General features: G+C 64.6%; 24 protein-coding genes. 11 read left to right on the top strand and 13 right to left on the bottom strand.

What is annotated here, in order from left to right:
• Positions 1-459 (top strand): DUF6157 family protein, encoded by a 459-nt coding sequence (locus IC762_RS33040; RefSeq protein WP_195786253.1) that lies wholly within the window; start codon positions 1-3, stop codon positions 457-459.
• 223 nt (positions 460-682) lie between these two features.
• Here the strand turns inward: IC762_RS33040 and IC762_RS33035 are convergent, their stop codons facing one another.
• Together IC762_RS33035 and IC762_RS33030 are read right to left on the bottom strand one after the other, a co-directional pair.
• Positions 683-1,468, bottom strand: a complete 786-nt coding sequence (locus IC762_RS33035) for an enoyl-CoA hydratase/isomerase family protein (RefSeq protein WP_195790396.1) — start codon at positions 1,466-1,468, stop codon at positions 683-685.
• Between the two features lie 11 nt (positions 1,469-1,479).
• Positions 1,480-2,592 (bottom strand): cyclic nucleotide-gated ion channel, encoded by a 1,113-nt coding sequence (locus tag IC762_RS33030; RefSeq protein ID WP_195786252.1) that lies wholly within the window; start codon positions 2,590-2,592, stop codon positions 1,480-1,482.
• A 315-nt stretch (positions 2,593-2,907) separates the two neighbouring features.
• On the opposite strand from IC762_RS33030, the gene IC762_RS33025 reads away from it, so the two are divergent.
• Positions 2,908-3,576, top strand: a complete 669-nt coding sequence (locus IC762_RS33025; protein ID WP_195786251.1) for a Crp/Fnr family transcriptional regulator — start codon at positions 2,908-2,910, stop codon at positions 3,574-3,576.
• A 21-nt stretch (positions 3,577-3,597) separates the two neighbouring features.
• Positions 3,598-4,497: a DUF6537 domain-containing protein gene (locus tag IC762_RS33020; protein ID WP_195786250.1), complete on the top strand. Its 900-nt coding sequence runs from the start codon at positions 3,598-3,600 to the stop codon at positions 4,495-4,497.
• Between the two features lie 253 nt (positions 4,498-4,750).
• Here the strand turns inward: IC762_RS33020 and IC762_RS33015 are convergent, their stop codons facing one another.
• Genes IC762_RS33015 through IC762_RS33005 form a run of 3 tightly spaced genes read right to left on the bottom strand, consistent with a single transcriptional unit; the run spans position 4,751 to position 5,454 of the window.
• Entirely contained in the window at positions 4,751-4,972 is a 222-nt protein-coding gene (locus IC762_RS33015; protein WP_195786249.1) for a hypothetical protein, read from the bottom strand.
• A 50-nt stretch (positions 4,973-5,022) separates the two neighbouring features.
• Positions 5,023-5,238 carry a hypothetical protein gene (locus IC762_RS33010; protein WP_195786248.1) on the bottom strand — a complete coding sequence of 72 codons (216 nt, stop codon included), beginning with the start codon at positions 5,236-5,238 and terminating at the stop codon, positions 5,023-5,025.
• Positions 5,239-5,265: 27 nt separating this feature from the next.
• The gene (locus IC762_RS33005) at positions 5,266-5,454 is read right to left on the bottom strand and encodes a hypothetical protein (RefSeq protein WP_195786247.1); all 189 of its coding nucleotides are present in this window, start codon (positions 5,452-5,454) and stop codon (positions 5,266-5,268) included.
• 344 nt (positions 5,455-5,798) lie between these two features.
• On the opposite strand from IC762_RS33005, the gene IC762_RS33000 reads away from it, so the two are divergent.
• On the top strand, positions 5,799-6,161 hold the full coding sequence (locus IC762_RS33000; protein ID WP_195790395.1) for a PRC-barrel domain-containing protein: 363 nt from the start codon (positions 5,799-5,801) through the stop codon (positions 6,159-6,161).
• 141 nt (positions 6,162-6,302) lie between these two features.
• Complete coding sequence (locus tag IC762_RS32995; RefSeq protein WP_195786246.1) at positions 6,303-7,058, top strand: Crp/Fnr family transcriptional regulator; 756 nt, start codon at positions 6,303-6,305, stop codon at positions 7,056-7,058.
• Positions 7,059-7,102: 44 nt separating this feature from the next.
• On the opposite strand, the gene IC762_RS32990 is transcribed toward IC762_RS32995, so the two are convergent.
• The 3 genes from IC762_RS32990 to IC762_RS32980 all read right to left on the bottom strand — a co-directional run bounded on the left by IC762_RS32990 (position 7,103) and on the right by IC762_RS32980 (position 9,569).
• Complete coding sequence (locus tag IC762_RS32990; RefSeq protein ID WP_195786245.1) at positions 7,103-7,609, bottom strand: ArsI/CadI family heavy metal resistance metalloenzyme; 507 nt, start codon at positions 7,607-7,609, stop codon at positions 7,103-7,105.
• Positions 7,610-7,739: 130 nt separating this feature from the next.
• Entirely contained in the window at positions 7,740-9,146 is a 1,407-nt protein-coding gene (locus tag IC762_RS32985; protein WP_195786244.1) for a TAXI family TRAP transporter solute-binding subunit, read from the bottom strand.
• A 75-nt stretch (positions 9,147-9,221) separates the two neighbouring features.
• Entirely contained in the window at positions 9,222-9,569 is a 348-nt protein-coding gene (locus IC762_RS32980; RefSeq protein ID WP_195786243.1) for a hypothetical protein, read from the bottom strand.
• 37 nt (positions 9,570-9,606) lie between these two features.
• On the opposite strand from IC762_RS32980, the gene IC762_RS32975 reads away from it, so the two are divergent.
• The 3 genes from IC762_RS32975 (at position 9,607) to IC762_RS35190 (ending at position 11,140) form a co-directional block, all read left to right on the top strand.
• Positions 9,607-9,960, top strand: a complete 354-nt coding sequence (locus tag IC762_RS32975) for a DUF3307 domain-containing protein (RefSeq protein WP_195786242.1) — start codon at positions 9,607-9,609, stop codon at positions 9,958-9,960.
• A 167-nt stretch (positions 9,961-10,127) separates the two neighbouring features.
• Entirely contained in the window at positions 10,128-10,526 is a 399-nt protein-coding gene (locus tag IC762_RS32970; protein ID WP_195786241.1) for a hypothetical protein, read from the top strand.
• 308 nt (positions 10,527-10,834) lie between these two features.
• Positions 10,835-11,140, top strand: coding sequence for a hypothetical protein (locus tag IC762_RS35190; RefSeq protein WP_210338407.1), 306 nt, complete (start codon positions 10,835-10,837; stop codon positions 11,138-11,140).
• 32 nt (positions 11,141-11,172) lie between these two features.
• Here IC762_RS35190 and IC762_RS32960 read toward each other — a convergent pair whose 3' ends face one another.
• Both IC762_RS32960 and IC762_RS32955 read right to left on the bottom strand, forming a co-directional pair.
• Entirely contained in the window at positions 11,173-11,502 is a 330-nt protein-coding gene (locus IC762_RS32960) for a YkgJ family cysteine cluster protein (protein ID WP_195786239.1), read from the bottom strand.
• Positions 11,502-12,200: a helix-turn-helix transcriptional regulator gene (locus IC762_RS32955; RefSeq protein ID WP_195786238.1), complete on the bottom strand. Its 699-nt coding sequence runs from the start codon at positions 12,198-12,200 to the stop codon at positions 11,502-11,504. The genes IC762_RS32960 and IC762_RS32955 overlap by 1 nt, the downstream gene beginning before the upstream one ends.
• 169 nt (positions 12,201-12,369) lie before the next feature.
• Here IC762_RS32955 and IC762_RS32950 point away from each other — a divergent pair, with 169 nt between their 5' ends.
• A complete protein-coding gene (locus tag IC762_RS32950; RefSeq protein WP_195786237.1) occupies positions 12,370-12,603 on the top strand; it encodes a hypothetical protein in 234 nt (77 codons plus the stop codon).
• 62 nt (positions 12,604-12,665) lie between these two features.
• Positions 12,666-13,394: a glutathione S-transferase family protein gene (locus tag IC762_RS32945; RefSeq protein ID WP_195786236.1), complete on the top strand. Its 729-nt coding sequence runs from the start codon at positions 12,666-12,668 to the stop codon at positions 13,392-13,394.
• Between the two features lie 92 nt (positions 13,395-13,486).
• On the opposite strand, the gene IC762_RS32940 is transcribed toward IC762_RS32945, so the two are convergent.
• The gene (locus IC762_RS32940) at positions 13,487-14,113 is read right to left on the bottom strand and encodes a pyridoxamine 5'-phosphate oxidase family protein (RefSeq protein ID WP_195786235.1); all 627 of its coding nucleotides are present in this window, start codon (positions 14,111-14,113) and stop codon (positions 13,487-13,489) included.
• 118 nt (positions 14,114-14,231) lie between these two features.
• Between IC762_RS32940 and IC762_RS32935 the strand changes: the two genes are divergently transcribed.
• Positions 14,232-15,125, top strand: a complete 894-nt coding sequence (locus IC762_RS32935; RefSeq protein WP_195786234.1) for a LysR family transcriptional regulator — start codon at positions 14,232-14,234, stop codon at positions 15,123-15,125.
• Here the strand turns inward: IC762_RS32935 and IC762_RS32930 are convergent.
• Positions 15,122-15,562 (bottom strand): PaaI family thioesterase, encoded by a 441-nt coding sequence (locus IC762_RS32930; RefSeq protein WP_195786233.1) that lies wholly within the window; start codon positions 15,560-15,562, stop codon positions 15,122-15,124. The genes IC762_RS32935 and IC762_RS32930 overlap by 4 nt on opposite strands.
• Before the next feature lie 214 nt (positions 15,563-15,776).
• Positions 15,777-16,946: a 4-hydroxybenzoate 3-monooxygenase gene (gene pobA, locus IC762_RS32925; protein WP_195786232.1), complete on the bottom strand. Its 1,170-nt coding sequence runs from the start codon at positions 16,944-16,946 to the stop codon at positions 15,777-15,779.
• Between the last annotated feature and the right edge of the window lie 214 nt (positions 16,947-17,160).

Below are 17,160 nucleotides of genomic sequence, written 5' to 3'. Positions count from 1 at the left end.
ATGGGCAACGGACTCCAGAAGGCGCTGCACAAGGCGCTGCACACGACCAACGTCGTCAACACCTTCATCCGCGTCGCGGAGGATTGCCCCGCGCGCCGCGGCGAGCAGCCGTTGCCGCGTGGCGACAAGCCGACGGTGGGCACGCTGCAATACACCATGCTTGCCGATGCGCCCTACAGATACACCTCCGACGACGTGGTGTTCGCGACATCGGCTGTAGGGCGTGAGCTGGCCACCAAGGCGACGAAGCAGGAGCGCAGTCTGGCCCGCGAGGCGTTCTTCTCCAAGGGCCAGGCCTGCATGCGCGCTTCGCCGCTCGGCAAGCGTTTCGGCTGGGGCGTCCATGCCGACGCCGAAGGCCGCATCGCGATCTACGCCGTCGATAGCAAGCCCTACCAGGCGCTCGCCGCCGACCCGAAGCTTGCGCAAACGCGCGCGATGCGGAGCAAGCGGGGGTGAACCTGGCGACGCCTTCAGTCCCGTCATCCTGAGGGAATGTGAAGGTATGACTCCCGATGACGCAATATACTCGATGTCGTCCCGGCGAAAGCCGGGACCCATAACCACCGAAGGTCATTGCTTCGCGACGCTGGGGCCACAGCCTTCGTCAACAACTCAACCCTGTGGTTATGGGTCCCGGCTTTCGCCGGGACGACGGGGGTGGAGAGGGCGGAGCGTCGAGCTAAAACCTCGGCGCCCGCTTCTCGCCGAACGCCTTGATGCCTTCCTTGATCTCGTCGCCGCGCATGCTGTCGCGGTGGCGCTGATCGGCGGCGGCTTCGTCGAGTGCGCCGCGGGCGAATTCGTTGATGGCGCGCTTCATGCCGGCCATCGCCTGTGGCGCATTGCCGGCCAGGATCGCCGCGAGCCGGTCGACTTCCTCGTCCAGGGCGTCCAGCGGCACCATCGCGGTGAGATAGCCGATCCGCAGCATCTCGGGCGCCGGGATTTTCTGCGCCGTCAGGAACAGCATCTTGGCATTGTCGACGCCGAGCCGTGTCACATAGCGCTTGATGCCGCTTCTGTAGTAATGCAGCCCGAGCCGCGCCGCCGGCATGAACATCTCCGCGGTATCGACGCCGATGCGGAAGTCGCAGGCGAGCGCCAGATCGGTCGAGCCGCCGTAGACGCCGCCATTGAGCCGGCAGATCGTCGGCACGGCGAGATCCTCCAGCCGGTTGACCACGACCTCGAAGGCCGAGCCCGCGCTCTGCTGCTCGCTCTCGCTCACCGCGCGCTCCGCCACCGAGTTGAGGTCGTAGCCGGCGGAGAACGCGCGGCCGGTGCCGGTCAGCACCAGCACGCGCACGGCAGGATCGGCCTCGATCCGCTCGAACAGCCGCATGAGTTCGCCGAGGTCTTCCGCCTGCAGGCGGTTCAGATGCTTCGGCCGGTTGAGGCGGATCGTGGCGCGAGCGCCCGCGATGTCGAGCACGGGTCCGCTTCCGGTGTCGGCCGCATCGGCCATCTTGGTCTCCATCATTGATTCTCGAGCTCGCGCCGCTTCGCCTCGGCGTCGATGGTCTCGGCGAGCTCCGGGTGCCGGGCCATCAACAGGCGGAAATCGACCAGGTCAAGCACCAGGAGCCGCGTCACCTTGGTGGTCGTGACGTTGGCGCCGCGCTTGGTGTTGCCGAGCAGCGCCATCTCACCGATGAACGCGCCTTCGCCAAGCTTCACCTGGCGGCCGGGCAGGTCCACCGCGACCTCGCCGGCGGCGACGAAATACATGCAGTCGCCATTGGTGTCCTTGCGGATGATCGTGGTGCGCGGCGGCAGGTCGATGGTCCGCAGCATCTGGGTGACGTCGGCGATCGCCGCCGGGCCGAGCGTGGCGAAGAACGGCACCTTGCTGACGGTCTCCCAGGTTCTCAGGAAATTGTCGCGCCTTGTCTCGTTGGCGAAACCGGTCGCCAGGATACCGGTCCACAGCCCGAACACGCCAAGCCCCGAGATCATCACCATCGCCGCGACGATGCGGCCGATCGGGGTGATCGGCACCACGTCGCCGTAGCCGGTCGTGGTCAAGGTCACCACCGCCCACCACAGCGCCGCCGGCACGCTGCCGAAGGTTTGCGGCTGCACGTCGCGTTCCAGGTAATACTCCGCGACCGACGCCAGGAACACCACCATCAGGAAGATCACGAGCACCGAGAGCAGCGGGCCGCGTTCCACCACCAGCACGCGGCGGAGCTGGCGCAGGCCGGGAATGCCCGGCACCACCTTGAGCACCCAGAGGATGCCGAGCAGCCACGCCGTCTTCGCCGGCACGCCTGCGATCAGCGCGATCGGCACCGCGAGCGCCCCGATCGCGTCGACCACGCCTGCACTGGACAGTGCATAGAACCAGAGCTTGTCCTGTCGCCGCATGTGGCGCAGCCGCACCAGCCATTCGAACACGAAGTAGGCCAGGCATGCCCACAGCAGCGCGTCGACCCAGTGCGGAGCCGCGTCATAGGCCGGTGCGACCGTCAGCAGCACCATCATGGCGACGCCGACGGTCACCGCGACATAGGCTGCCGTGGTCATGTTGCGGCCGGCGGTGGCCGAAACGAAACGCGTCAAGGCCGGAAGGACGATCCGCTTGGACATCGGGCGTGAATTTGCCTGTCGGTGAACGATCAAGGCCACGCTTTGCCAGAGGCGCGGCCTGCGCCGCAACCTGCCCGTCCGGCCAGGCGCCGTCAACGCAGAGGCGGCGACCGGAATAATCCCCGCGGTCTCCCCATCTGTTGGACGAATGGCCTAGCCATCCTGTCCGGATTTTGCGCCCACGACTGTGAGAATCCCGACAAATCGTCGTTTTTTCACCGTATATCAGGGGTGCGGGCGGACGATGCGACCTCGGCCGCACTGCAGCGACTAATAGGCAATTCTGTTCACTTCTTGAGAATTGGTTGGTTTCCGATGGATACCTCACATCTCGCGCAGCACGCCGGCGCGGCCGGCAGCTTCTTCGCATCGATCTTCGTGGTCGCGACGCTGTCGATGCGGACCATGATTCCGCTGCGCGTGTTCGCCATCCTGACCAACATCATCCTGATCGCGACCGCGGTCCCGACCCACAATTACGCGACCCTGATCCTGCATGCCGTGCTGCTGCCGATGAACACCTACCGTCTGCACCAGATGCTGCAGCTGGTGCGCGACGTGAAGAAATCGGTCAACAGCGATCTGTCGATGGATTGGCTGCGGCCGTTCACGACCGAGCGCAAATGCACCGCCGGCGAAGTGCTGTTCTACAAGGACGAGAAGGCCGACAGCATGTTCTACATCACCAGCGGCCGCTTCCGCCTGGTCGAGTCGGGCATCGAGCTGCCGGTCGGTGCCATCGTCGGCGAGTTCGGCATGCTGTCGCCGTCCAACACCCGGACCCAGACCCTGGAATGCATCGAGAGCGGCATGGTGCTGTCGGTGACCTACGACCAGGTCGAGCAGCTCTACGTGCAGAATCCGGCGTTCGGCTTCTACTTCCTGCGGCTCGCCAGCGCGCGCCTGTTCCAGAACATCTCGACCCTGGAACAGCGGCTGGCGCAGCACACCACGCCGCAGGTCGCGGAGCCGAAGCCGGCATGAGCCCGTTATGACGAGTGGATCATGACCAGTCCCGGAGGCACCGCAGTGCCGGATGACGACGGTCTGTTGGCTTCGCTGCGTTATCTCTTCGCCGACATCATCGGCGACGACGATGACGGGCCGCCATTGCTGCCGGAAGCTTGCCCGGAGCATCTCGAGCCCGCCGTCACCGAGGCCATCGCCTTGCTGACCGAGTATCAGAGCACGAGCTACGCGAGGCTCTATATCGACAGGCTCCGGCGTTTCGCCGGTCGTCGCGGCGTCGATGATTCGCTGTTTGCCGATATCGCGCAACTGATGGCCGAGCGCATGGCCTATCAGGATCCGATCCGCATTGCCCAGCTCAAGCTGCGCGAGGTCAACGCGGCCGGCGGCTTCACCGCGCGCTCGGCCGACGACACCAAGCAATTCCGGCTCGACGAATTGATCGATGCGTTGCCGGCGGTGGTCGCCGATCCCATGCTTGGCGGGCTCGACAGGTTGGGTTGGCGCCGCCGCCGGGTCTCGATCCGCTTTTCCGCCCACACCCGCTTCAGCGTCCGGCGGCTGCGGATCGAGGCCGGCCTGAAGCGCTGGCGGATGTTCTCGATCCGCTATGCCAAGGAGCGCGTCTGGGTCGAGCGCTGGCTGCACATGATCGACCGCAGCCTGACCAAGCAGCCGGCCGCCGCCGCTTCCGTCGTCGACACCGCGACCATGATCCGCGGCTATGGCGATCCGTATCGCCAGGGCGTCGCCGATTGGCATGCGATCATCGACGGTCTCGCCAAGCCGGTGTTCGACGGCGCGCTGCCGCTCCCCGACCTCGCCGGCGCGATCACTGAGGCCCGCGCTTCCATTATGCCCGACCCGCGCCAAGCCGCGCTGAAGCGCAAGATCGCCGAGATCCGGGCGCGGGTGCCGGCGGCGGCATCGCAGTAAGAGTTGAGACCGAGCAAAAATCTATCGCCGTCATCCTGAGGTGCGAGCCCCTTTGGCGAGCCTCGAAGGATGAAGCGGCCCAACTGGTGGCCGATTCATCCTTCGAGGCTCGCAAGAGCTCGCACCTCAGGATGACGGGACTGGCAGAAAGCGTAGGGTGGGCAAAGCGGAGCGTGCCCACCATCACGAGCACGTCGTTGATGGTGGGCACGTCGCTGCGCTCCTTTGCCCACCCTACGGATCGTCGCGCACACTACCGCTCGATGTGCGGCGGTTCGTCGTAGCCGCGACGGCTTGAGTAGAACAGCAATCCCATCAGGCCGACGCCGATGATGACCAGCACCGCAATCCCGATCGTGAACACGACGATGCCATAGGTCGGCACCGGCGCATCCGTCACGGTCAAGCCTTCATAGGCGTATGCCCCGACGGCGACCAGGAGGGCGATCAGGCCGATGCTGATGGCGATGCGCATGCGTCTTTGCCTCTCACGAAAGCCGAGAGCGGCAGGCGCGGCTTACGCTTTCATCCTGCCGCGGCGGTGGCCCTGGTCAGCGCCTGCTGCCCGGCGTCGGTTAGCTCGGTCAGCGTCGTCCTGCCGCTCTTGGCGCATTTGATGATGTATCTGGCAACGCGCCTACGGGTGACGTGTTCCTCGCCAGTGGCCGTTCCGCCGCAGACGTTGTCGAGCGCGGCGTTCATGATGGCGAGCGTACGGGAGTCAAATCTTTCATCGATCATTGCAATTCCTCCCTCTGGTCGGGCAGGTTATTTGCGGAGCGTCAGGAACTCGCTAACGTCCATCACCGCCTCGCTCTGTCTGGCCTTCCGCATCAGCGAGTCGCGTTCCCGGCCCGGCGGCAATTTGCGTGCGGCAAGGCGCGCATCCTCGGCAAATTTCAGCAGGCGATCCTCGAAGGATCCCGGAGGCCGTGTCCTGTTGCGCTTCTTCTTCATCTGCAGCCTCCAGCCGGGAACCAGCAATCTAGGCCAATTTCCAAATGGCGGTCGTTAACCCATGACATTCGCTTGTGCGAAAATCCTGTCCCGGGCCGCAGGAACGATCCGGCAAGCCAAGCGTAGCCTCGATGCGTTCGCCGCTCTGCTCCCCGAGAGCGGCGGACCGCTCCGGTGACGGGCCTCGGCGGTTTTCATCGCCGGGGCCCGCAGGCCGTGGCAACACCACGAACAACTGCCGCCGCTAGCCGTCGCGCGCAATCGCCGCAGGAACGATGGCGATGACTGCCCGTTGCCCCGCAACACGCGAGACATTGAACGGGAGAAGGGACATGGCAGCGGACATGGCGACGGGCGAGAAGGAAATCGGCAATCTGATCGGCAGCGACAAGGTCGAGGGCACCGCGGTCTATGGCGCCGGCGATCGCAAGATCGGCTCGATCGAGCGCGTCATGATCGACAAGAAAAGCGGGCGCGTCTCCTACGCCGTGCTCGGCTTCGGCGGCATCCTCGGTCTCGGCAACGACCACTACCCGCTGCCCTGGGAGTCGCTGAAATACGACACCGGGCTTGGCGGCTACGTCACCGGCGTCACCGAGGATCAGCTGCGCGGCGCGCCGAAATACGGCAGCGAGCGCGACTGGAATTGGGCCGACATCGGCACCACGCGCGCGGTCAACGACTATTACGGCGTGCCGCTGGTCTGAGCTGCGCCCGCTGTGTCGCGCCAGATTAAATCTGGCGCGTGTGTACACTAGTGAACATTCCTCAATAGCTGTGAAATGTAACATACGTTATTGAACGTCGCCCGGCGGTTACCCGATGAAAACGCCGGGAGATTTTCATTGTTGGCTTCGCTTGTCCGGAAATTGGAGAACTTCGTACGGCTCTCGCCGGAGGACCATGCCATCCTCAATCGCGCAACGTCGGAGCGCGTGCGCCGGTTCGGCCCGCGTCTCGATCTGGTGCGCGAGGGCGACCGTCCGAAAGACGTTCATCTGATCCTGTCCGGCTGGGCCTGTCGCTACAAGCAGCTCGAGGACGGCAGACGCCAGGTGGTGTCATTCCTGCTGCCCGGAGACATCTGCGACGTCAACGTCCTGATCCTCCGCGAGATGGACCACTCGATCGGCACCATCACGCCGGTGTCGGTCGCCGACCTCTCGCGCGAGTTCTTCGACGAGGTCGCTGCGCGACACGCGCGGATCGCCACCGCGCTTTGGTGGGACACCCTGGTCAATGCCGCGATCCAGCGCGAGTGGACGATGAATCTCGGCCAGCGTACCGCGCTGGAGCGCCTGGCGCATCTGCTCTGCGAGATCTGGCTGCGGCTGCGCCTGGCCGGGCTCACCAAGGGCGACAGCTGCGATCTCCCGCTGACCCAGGGCGATCTCGCCGATGCCACCGGTCTCTCCAAGGTCCATGTCAATCGCACGCTACAAGAGCTGCGCGCCGCAGGCCTGATCGTGCTCAAGGGCAAGACCCTTGCCGTGCCCGACCTCGACCGGTTGATGCAGGCCGGCCTGTTCAATCCGAATTATTTGCACATGGATCGCGAGGGGCGGCAGCTCGATGCCGGCTTCACGGATGCCTCGTCCAAGTAAACGCGCCTAAGTGAGCGTATCGAAGTGAGCGGCGTCCGGCTCCGTCAGCAGCAGGCGGTCGATGGCTTCGCCGCCGCTTGCGGAGCGCAGCAGGCGCTCTGCGTTTCGCCCTGCTTCACTTCGTGCTTCGCTTCATGTTTTTCTTGCGCGACGCGGGCGCGGTTTTCGCCGCTGCCGTCGCCGTAGTCGATGCTTTCGCCGGTGGTGTGAAACGTCTCCCAGGCGATGCCGGCCGGATCGTCGATCCAGGACTTTTCCGATTTGGCGTAGCAGCAGGCGGTCTGTCCCTGCTCGATGACCTCGCCGCCGGCCTGACGCAACCGGTCGTAGACCTCGTGCAGTTCCTGCTGGCTTTCGACCTGGATGCCGAGGTGATCGAGCCCGGGCTCGCGCCCGCGCGTCGAGATCGCGAAATTCACCCTGGGGTCATCGAGCATCCATTTGGCATAGTCCGGCTTCACGACCGATGGTTGGGCTGCAAACAGCGCCGAGTAGAAGCCGATCGAGCGGGAAAGATCGTCGACGGAAACGTGAACGTGCATGCGCTTCATGGAGGGTCCTTTCGATCGCGCTGCCGCGCCTCCGCGCACCTTACAATTGTTACCCCTTCCTCGCCACACATTCACTGTCGTCCCTGCTTTCGCAGGGACGACAGTGAATGTGTGGCCCGACTTGTCAGGCTCACCCGCTCGCGGCTTTCACCACCACGACATTGTCCTCCTGCGCCGGCGGGTGGCGCTTGAGGTGGTCGCGGCGCAGCGCAATCTCGTCGCGGACCAGTTCGTAGCCGAGCTTGAAGGTGTCGAGCCCGTCGCTGGAGACGGTGCCGTCCTGCAAGCCGACCACGGCGCCGCGCAGGATCGCCTCGAGCTCGTCCTGCAATTCGTCGAGATGGTCGGCGCAGGTGCAATGCTCCACCCGCTCGCCGATGTCGAGGATGCGGGCCGCCAGCTCGCTGGCTTTTTCGGGCGCGATCCGGGTGATCTTGGCGTAGATCGCGGCGAAGATCGAGCCGATCACGCTGAGCGCGGCGGCGCCGAGATACATCATGTCGCTGTAGCGATCCATGAACGATTTGGTGTCGTCGTTGATGTATTGGGCGGCGCCCGGATGGGCCACGATGAAGGCGTCCTTGTCGGTCGCCGCCGGCTCGATCTTGGAGGCGAAACCGTCCTCGAGCGCGAGCTCGGACTTGTTCTCGTAGACGATGCGGGCGAGCTCGGCCGCCGTCGTGGTCGACATCTGCGACTGCGCCACCAGCAGCCATTCCAGCCCGATGGTGTCGACATCGTCGTCGGGGATCGCCGGCGAGGACGATAGCATGCCGGTCGAGACCGTTTCTTCCGAGATCGACGGATATTTGCGGGCGAGTGCCTTGGCCTCGTCGATCGCGTTCAGCGTGAAGCCGCCGCTGCGCCTGGCATATTGCTCGTAGGTCTTGTCCTTGATGATCTTCGAGGCGTGCTCGATCACCACCACCGCGGCAAAGCCAGATGCGAACAGCTTGTCGAACGGCGTGTTCGGCGGCGCCTGCTGTACCCGCTGCGCGGCGTCGGGACTGTCGGAGATCTCCAGCGCGCTGCGGACGAAATTGACGGTGTTCTCGCCTTCGCCGACCACCGCGATCTTCTTCTTCTTGAGCTCCGGCAGCGACTTGATCTTCTTGCCGCCGGGGCTCAGCACCAGCACCACGTCATGCTCGAGGATCGCGATCGCGCGGGCGCGCGGCGGCACCTTGGCGGCGGTGCGCAGCACCGCAAGGCTCGCGTCGCGGCGGTCGAACTGCGCCAGCGCCTTGGCGTTATCCGGATTGGGCGCGATCTTCAGCCGCAGCCGCGACGAATTGTTCTTCAAGACGGTGGCGAGCCGGGCCGCGAACTTCGCCTCCGGGCCGCTTTGGTCCCCGACCGCGAACACCAGCGTCTCTGAATTGCGCAGCCAAGCCCGGCCGCTCCAGACGATCGCGGCCGACAGGATCAGTGTCAGGATGGTGAAGAGGATGATCTGCGCGCGGTTGCTCTTGGCAACCGGGACGCGCGGCCCCGGCAGCGGGGAAATCGATAATGGCTTGGGGGCATCTGCATTCATCGCCCATCACCCGTCCGGGAATGCCATATGCCACGGCCGAACCGGCGCGGCGCTGCCCGGTGAATTTGTAAATGGCTATAAAGGAAAGAAAATTTCACACGCCTCCAACGACGATATACCTCTCGGAAGCGAATGCAAACCGGCTGCCGGGCGTAACGTTAACCCCATCCAACCTGCGCCGCAGTGCCACATGACGATCGCCACTTTCCTGAGGGGATGCAGGGTGTGATTTTCGGGAGGGCCGCAGGTGATTTCCGCGGCCGGAGATGTCATAAATGAGACAAGCCTTGGCTCGCCGAGTCTTGGTTTGCGAAAATTCTTGGTTTGCGAAAGTCTTGGTTTGATGCGCTGACGGCCCGACACGGATTTCTTGCGATCAGATTCATTCAAGTCAAAGGGCGTCAGCTTGTCGTTTCCCTCCATGTCGTCGTCGGTGTCGGTTGGTGCCCTGGTGGGATGGATGCTGCTTCTCACCGTGAAGCACATCATCGCCGACTTCATGCTGCAGAACACCTGGATGGCGATCGGCAAGGACCGCAAGACCGGCTGGGCGATGCCGCTGCTGGCGCACTGCCTGGTGCATCTCGCGGTCGCGCTGCTGCTGATCCTGGTGGTGGCGCCTCGCTTCTGGTACGTCGCCTTCATCGATTTCGTCATCCACATCATCATCGACCGCTGCAAGGGCATCTGCGCCTCGCATTTCGGTGTGACCCTGGAGTCCGGCCATCCCTGGTTCTGGACCCTGATCGGGGTCGACCAGGCGCTGCATCACCTGACGGGATTCGGGCTGTCGATCTACATGGCCGCGAACTGAGCGGCCCTTTCTCTCGCTGACATCTCGGAAGCTGCGAATCGGCCGTTCGCGGCGTGCCGATGTGATTCGCGTGCAACGGGCAAGCATCTCCGTGGACGACCGGAGGCCGTGGTTAACCTTTCGTTAGAGAGTTACGCGGCATCTTCCGGATCAAGGGGGATTTCCAAATGTTTTCAAGCCGCGACGCTTTCGAGAACGAAGCCTGCCCGGTTGCCGACGACCTGCTCGGCCAGATGTATCGCGCCAATCCCAATGGCCTGTCGCTTCTGGTCGCCAATGTCGCACCCGACGTCCGGGCGCGGCTGGCGCTGTTCTGCTACCACCGCAGCCATCTGCACGCGCTGGCGCTCGCCATCGCCTCGAGCTGCACCGAGCGCGAGCTGATCAATGTCGGCGGCCGCGTCGGCTCGACGCTGTACGCGCTGTCACGCGAGCCGGCTCGTGCGGTCACCGCCTCGCACGGCTCTCGCAAGCCGATCACGCTGTCGACCAAGCCGCTCTCGACCTTCGCGCCTGTTGTCGACGAATTGGACGACGAGGAGGTCACCGACGCGGTGACGGTCTAGTTCAGTCCCGGCTCGGCTGGGGCCGCGGATCTTCGTCACCGCTCCCGATGAGAAAATGGCCCGCTTTGTGCGGGCCATTTTCGTTTGGGGATCGTGACGCGGCCGCGCCCGCGATGCGCGCTGGACCAGTTATTGCAATTTCTGCGGCGCGTTGCGCGATACAAGTTGCTTGGGGCCAAAGGCCGGGGTTTTCGAGGCGATTTGGTCGCGGGTGACGCGAACAGCCGGAAGGACTGGTCCTTTCAGCGACAGTTTGATTGTCCCGCGTGTTCGATTTTGCGACACTGGGGTGGAAGTGGAGAATGCCCGTGAGGAAGCTCATTTTGGCCGTTGCCGTCATTGCGTGGGCATCGCCTTCGCTGGCAGGGTCGTTTGTGCACACGCGGAATTGCAGTTTTTCGGCATATTACGGCTACAGCAGCTGCAGGATGACCTGGACCTATATTCCGGACCCGGTCCGAGATCCCGAGCAGGAGCGACTGGATGCCATCGCGCGCGAGAAGGAGCGCGAGAAATGGACCGCCTTCTGCAAGCCGACTTTTGCGCGTGACGAATACGGCATCCACCGCGCTTCGTATGCAAAAAGCGGCTGCGAGTTCGGGCGAAGCGAATAGCACCGTCGGGCGACGCGAAGGCGCAGCTCCGATCACGTCGCCTGCGACTGAATCGCCGGCAGTCCGTGCCGGCGCCGCGCCATCGCGCATTCGGCATCGCCCGGCATGCAGGTGCGGCACACCTCCGGCCGCACCGCATAGACCTCGCAGCGCGTCGCCACGCCGATCTTGCCGGATAGCGCCGAACAGCGGTCCCCGTCACAGCGCATGCCGGATTGGCGCGTGTTGACGAACTCTGCCGGGATCAGGTCGAGCTCGGAATCGTCCTCGATGGTGAAGCGCGGCCAGTTCTCCGAATAGGAGCAGCAGGCGCCGCAGGCCTGGCAGGGGCTCTCCGCTGCGGCTCCGACATCTTCCACCATCAAGTGTCCCTCGGTGCTTCCCAGACCAGGCTGCGCCGCCAGCGCGCCCTGAGCAGGTCGCGCCGCTCCGGATATTTGTCGTCATGATAGACCGCGCCGACGACGCGGTCGGTGCGGAAGCTGCGAAAGTCGCGGCGTAGCTCGCACCAGGCGGCGAGCAGCCGCACCGCCTCGTGATAGCCGACCGCGATCGGCCAGATCGTGCGCTCGGAGGGGCGGCCCTGCTCGTCGCGATAGTTCAGCGTGATCTTCTTGCCCTCGTGGATCTGGCTGCGCGTCTTCACCATGTCGATGCGGTCGGGCTCCCGGTTCCAGGCCGACCGCGCGCGGCTCGCCGGCTCCAGCACGAACGGCCGCAGCCGGTCCGGCACGGTCTCGGCGATCTTGGCCATCAGGTCCTCTGCCGCGCGCGCCAGCGCCGGATCGGCGTGGCCGACCACCCATTGCGCGCCGAGCACGCAGGCCTCGATCTCGTCGGGTGTCAGCATCAGGGGCGGCAGGTCGAATCCCTTCTCCAGGATGTAGCCCATGCCGGCCTCGCCGCGGATCGGCACCCGCTGCTCGATCAGGCTCGCGATGTCGCGATAGATCGTGCGCTTCGAGGTCTCGAGCTCGGCCGCGATCGCATCCGCGGTCAGCGGTTTGCGCGTGCGGCGGAGCACCTGGATGATCTGAAACAGCCGGTCGGCGCGTCGCATTGCAGCTCTCTTCGCAACTTTCTTGGCAACTCTCTGACAGCTCTGCCGACAGGCCGTTCGGCCGCTCGGCGTGCCACCTTTTCGCGTCCCGCCGCGCTGCTGCTGACAGTATGTTGGCAGCAGGCGGGGGCTATACCAGCACAACACCTCAAGTGAAGGGAATTTGTCCATGACGAATCTTGATGAACTCGGTTTCCGCCGCGCGCAGACCTTCGCGCTGGAACAAATGATCACGGTCTACTCCACCTCCGGCGACATGCGCTGGGCCCTGATTGCGCTCCTGGCGCGGTCGGTCGTCGCAGTCTGGTCGTATGGCCGCGCGCGGGTGGTCAAGCGGGTCAGCGAGGCGGTTCGCCGCCTCGCTCACGTCCCGCCGTTCGCCAGTGAATGCCACTACTGCTGACACCATGGTGGCAGCAGGGCCACGCTAGCCTCACTTTACGATCAGGCAATCAGGAGCTTCATATGATTACGCTTTTTGGCTTTGGCCCGGGCTTCGGTCTGCCGGAGATCAGCCCCTTCGTGACCAAGACCGAAGTCCAGCTCAAGATGGCCGGGCTCTCCTACGTCAAGGAGCGGGCGATGCCGCCGGCCTCTCCCAAAGGGCAATTGCCGTTCATCTCCGATGACGGCGAGACCATCGCCGATTCGACCTTCATCCGCGCCCATGTCGAAGGCAAATACGGCTTCGATTTCGATGCGCCGCTCAGCCTGCAGGCCCGCGCGCAGGCCTGGGCCTATGAGCGCATGATCGAGCATCACGTCTACTGGGCGCTGGTCGGCGCGCGCTGGGTCGACGACGCCAATTTCGCCAAGGGCCCCGCGCATTTCTTCGACGGCGCGCCAGATCATATGCGCGACAAGCTGCGCGAGGACGCCCAGTTTCGCGTCGCCGAGAACTATCTGCTGAGCGGCCTCGGCCGTCACGCGCCCGACGACGACGTCGATCTCGGGGTGCGCTCGGTGTTTGCGCTTTCGGTGCAACTCGGCGACAAGCCGTACCTGATGGGCAATGCGCCCTGCGGCACCGACGCCACCGCGTTCGCTATGCTCGCCGGGATCCTGACGCCGTTCTTCGATTCGCCGCTGCGCGCGCGTACCGAAAAATTCGACAATCTCACCGCCTATGCCGACCGCATGATGCTGCGATATTACCCCGAGTTCGCCTGGGCGCCGTTGCAGCAGGCGGCCTAGAGCTCCGTTCCGATGGAATCGGAACGAAGCTCTAGGTTTTTGTTTTGACGCGTTCCTTCACGCGAACCGGTATCCACTTCGCTCGAAACGCTCTAGCCTGCCGGGGCAGGCGCGGGCTCGCCCTTCAATGCGGCGAGCTCCGCTTCGAGCTCTGCGATACGCTGATCGCGCGAGCCGAGGGCGGCTGCGACATCGGCCGCATCGAATTTCTGCGGGATGTGCTGCGGGCAGTTGATGTCCCACGCCTTAAGCTTGAACACGATCACCTGCTCCGGCCGCGCGCGATAACCCTGCGGCATCAGCGCGCGGGTCAGCGCAGGATCATCCTCGACCACCTTCGCCTCGCCCCACAGCTTGATGCGCTGGCGGTAGGCATAGTTCATCACGAAGATGAACGCCTTCGGGTTCTCCGACAGATTGCCCTGGGTAATGAACTGCCGGTTGCCGCTGTAATCGGCGAACGCGATCGTCTGCTTGTCGAGCACCTTGATGAAGCCCTTCGGGCCGCCGCGGTGCTGGATATAGGGCTGCCCGTCAGCCGAGCTGGTCGCGAAATAAAAGCTGTTGGTGTTGGCGAGGAAGGCTTCGAGGCTCTCATCGATCTCGGTGCGTGTGCCGCCCTGCGCCTCCATCTCGGCATACGCCTCGCGCGACCCCTTACGGGTCTGGATCTCCTTGACCGCCGCACTGAACCGGACGTCACTGTGGCCGTCTGACATCTGAGCCTCCCGCCATGGGCGACGAAGCGGTCGTCCTCACCGTGCAACATGGGCATTTCCGGCTTGTAAGCAATCTTGTCAATTGACACTTCACTATTGCCTAATGTGCAATAGTCCCATGGATCGCTTCGACGCCATGCAGGCCTTTGTCGCCGTGGCCGACCTGGAGGGCTTCGCCCCGGCGGCGCGCAAGCTCGGCCTGTCGCCGTCGGCGGTGACGCGGCTGATCGCGGCGCTGGAGGAGCGGCTCGGCGCGCGGCTGCTGCAACGGACCACCCGGCAGGTGACACTGACCGACGCCGGCTCGCGCTATCTGCAGCGGGCGCGCCGCATCCTCGCCGACGTCGACGAGGCCGAGGAGGCGGTGGAGGGCGAGCGGACCAGCCCCGCGGGCCGGCTGGTGATCTCGGCGCCGTTCGGTTTCGGCCGGCTGCATGTCAACCCGGTGGTCTCGGCCTATCTGAAGCGCTATCCCGAGGTCGGCGTCGATCTCAGGCTGTCGGATCGCAGGATCAACCTGGTCGAGGACGGCGTCGACCTCGCGGTCAGGCTCGGCCATCTGCCCGATTCGACGCTGGTGGCGCGGCATGTCGGCGACATGCGCCGGATCGTGGTGGCCTCGGCGGGGTATCTCAAGCGCCGCGGCGAGCCGAAACGGCCGGCCGATCTCGCAAGCCACGACACCATCCAGTTCGGCGCCATGACCGCGGAGCCGGACTGGCGCTTCGTGGAGGAGGGCCGCGAGATCCGCGTCGCGGTTTCGCCGCGCTTCACCAGCAACAGCTCCGATGCCGCGATCCAGTATGCCGAGCAGGACGGCGGGCTGACGCGCCTGATGTTCTACCAGGCCGCCGAATCGCTGAAAGCGCGCCGGGTCAGGATCGTACTCGCCGAGTTCGAGCAGCCGGCGGTGCCGATCCACATCGTCTATCCGACGACGCGGCTGCTGTCGGCCAAGGTGCGGACCTTCATCGACCTCGTCACCGAGATCACCGACTGGCGTTTTGGCTAGTTCGCGGGCTGCTTCTTCGGCACCACGCGAAAGGTGCCATTGGCGCGCGCGATGGTGACGTCGTCGGCTTTGATCAGGCTCTGCGCGAAGCAGATCGTGCTGCCGGTCTTGAGCACGTCGCTCTCGATCGTAAGCCACTGCCCGATGTTGGCGGTGCCGATGAAATCGACCGCAAGCGAGATGGTCACGAAGGTGGTCTTCCAGTCCGTCGCCTGGGCGCAGCTATAGCCCATCGCGTTGTCCGCTAGCGCTGCGATCAGCCCGCCATGGATCAGCCCGCGGCCGTTGGTGTGCGGCCGCGCCAGCCGCAGTCCGATGATCACGGCCTTGTCGGTCTTCCTGGCGTAGATCGGCTCCCAGGGTTCGGTAAGCGGGCTCTTGCGGAAAAGCGGCTCGAAGCCGGCCGGGATATCGACGACGGATGCATCGGTGGTCATGTGAAGCTCGCTGATGGCGTTTCGTTGCCGCCATTCAACGCGATGTCGCCGGCGCTTTCACCGCCTACAAAGTTTTAAGCGGGATTTGTGCGTGTGTTTGAAAGCGGGTCCGAAGCGTAGGGTGGGCAAAGCGAAAGCGTGCCCACCAGTCTTGCTCCGTGCTTGTGATGGTGGGCACGTCGCTTGCGCTCCTTTGCCCACCCTACGGCACCGCTTAAAACGGCAGCCCCACATAATTCTCCGACAGCGAGGTCGACGCCGCCTTGGAACTGACGAGATAGTCCAACTCGGCAATCTGGATGCGCGCGGCGAAATCGCCCTCGTCGGGGAATTTGTGCAGCATCGAGGTCATCCACCAGGAGAACCGCACCGCCTTCCAGACCCGCGCCAGCGCGCGCGCCGAGTAGCCGTCGAGGCCGGCTGAGGATTTCTCGTCGTAGAATTCGCGCAGCGCCCGCGAGAGGTAATGCACGTCGGAGGCGGCGAGGTTCAGTCCCTTGGCGCCGGTCGGCGGCACGATGTGGCAGGCGTCGCCGGCCAAAAACATCCGGCCGAACCGCATCGGTTCGGCGACGAAGCTGCGCAGAGGGGCGATGCTCTTCTCGATCGAGGGGCCGGTGACGATCTCGTCGGCCGCCTTCTGGTCGAGCCGCCGCCTCAACTCGTCCCAGAACCGATCGTCCGGCCATTGGTCGACATGATCGTCGAGCGGGCACTGCACGTAATAGCGGCTGCGGTGGCTCGAGCGCATGGTGCAGAGCGCGAAGCCGCGCGCATGGTTGTTGTAGATCAGCTCCGGTGAGACCGGCGGCGTCTCGGAGAGGATGCCGAGCCAGCCGAACGGATAGACCCGCTCGTAGCTGGTGATCGCGGAGGCCGGCACGCTGGCGCGCGAGATGCCGTGGAAACCGTCGCAGCCGGCGATGAAATCGCAGGCGATCTCGTGGGTGACGCCGTCCTTCACGTAGGTCACGCGCGGATGGTCGGTGTCGAAATCATGCGGCTTGACGTCGGCCGCCGAATAGATCGAGGTCAGGCCAGCGGCCTTGCGGGCGTTCATCAAGTCGAGCGTGACTTCGGTCTGGCCATAGATCGTCACGCTCTTGCCGGTCGAGCCATGCAGGTCGATGCGATGCCGCGCGCCCCCGAACGCCAGCTCCAGGCCGTGATGGATCAGGCCCTCCTGATGCAGGCGGGTGCCGGCGCCCACGCTGTCGAGCAGGGACACCGTGCCTTCCTCGAGCAGGCCGGCGCGAATCCGCCCCAGCACGTAGTCCGGGGTCTGCCGCTCCAGAATGATGTTATCTACGCCGAAAGTATGAAGTAGTTGCCCAAGCAACAGTCCGGACGGACCTGCGCCGATGATTGCTACTTTTGTCCGCAATACCTGCTCCTCCCGATGCGATAGGCTTGCTTCGCGGCCGCCCGCTCACGGCCGCCGTCAACTTGCCATGGCAATTATATCATATAACGGTTTTGGCAAGGCGCGTCTGCGTCTCGAACCGCGTTCGCCGCAACGCAAGATGGCAGACGGCGGGATGGGGCCCGGGTGCGACGTGGCGTCCGTGCCGGCGCATTTCGTCTTGAACATGCGGACG

This window comes from Bradyrhizobium genosp. L (genome assembly GCF_015624485.1).
GTDB lineage: Bacteria > Pseudomonadota > Alphaproteobacteria > Rhizobiales > Xanthobacteraceae > Bradyrhizobium.
The sequence above is the reverse complement of the archived record's forward strand: the minus strand, read 5'-3'. Positions and strand labels throughout refer to the sequence as shown.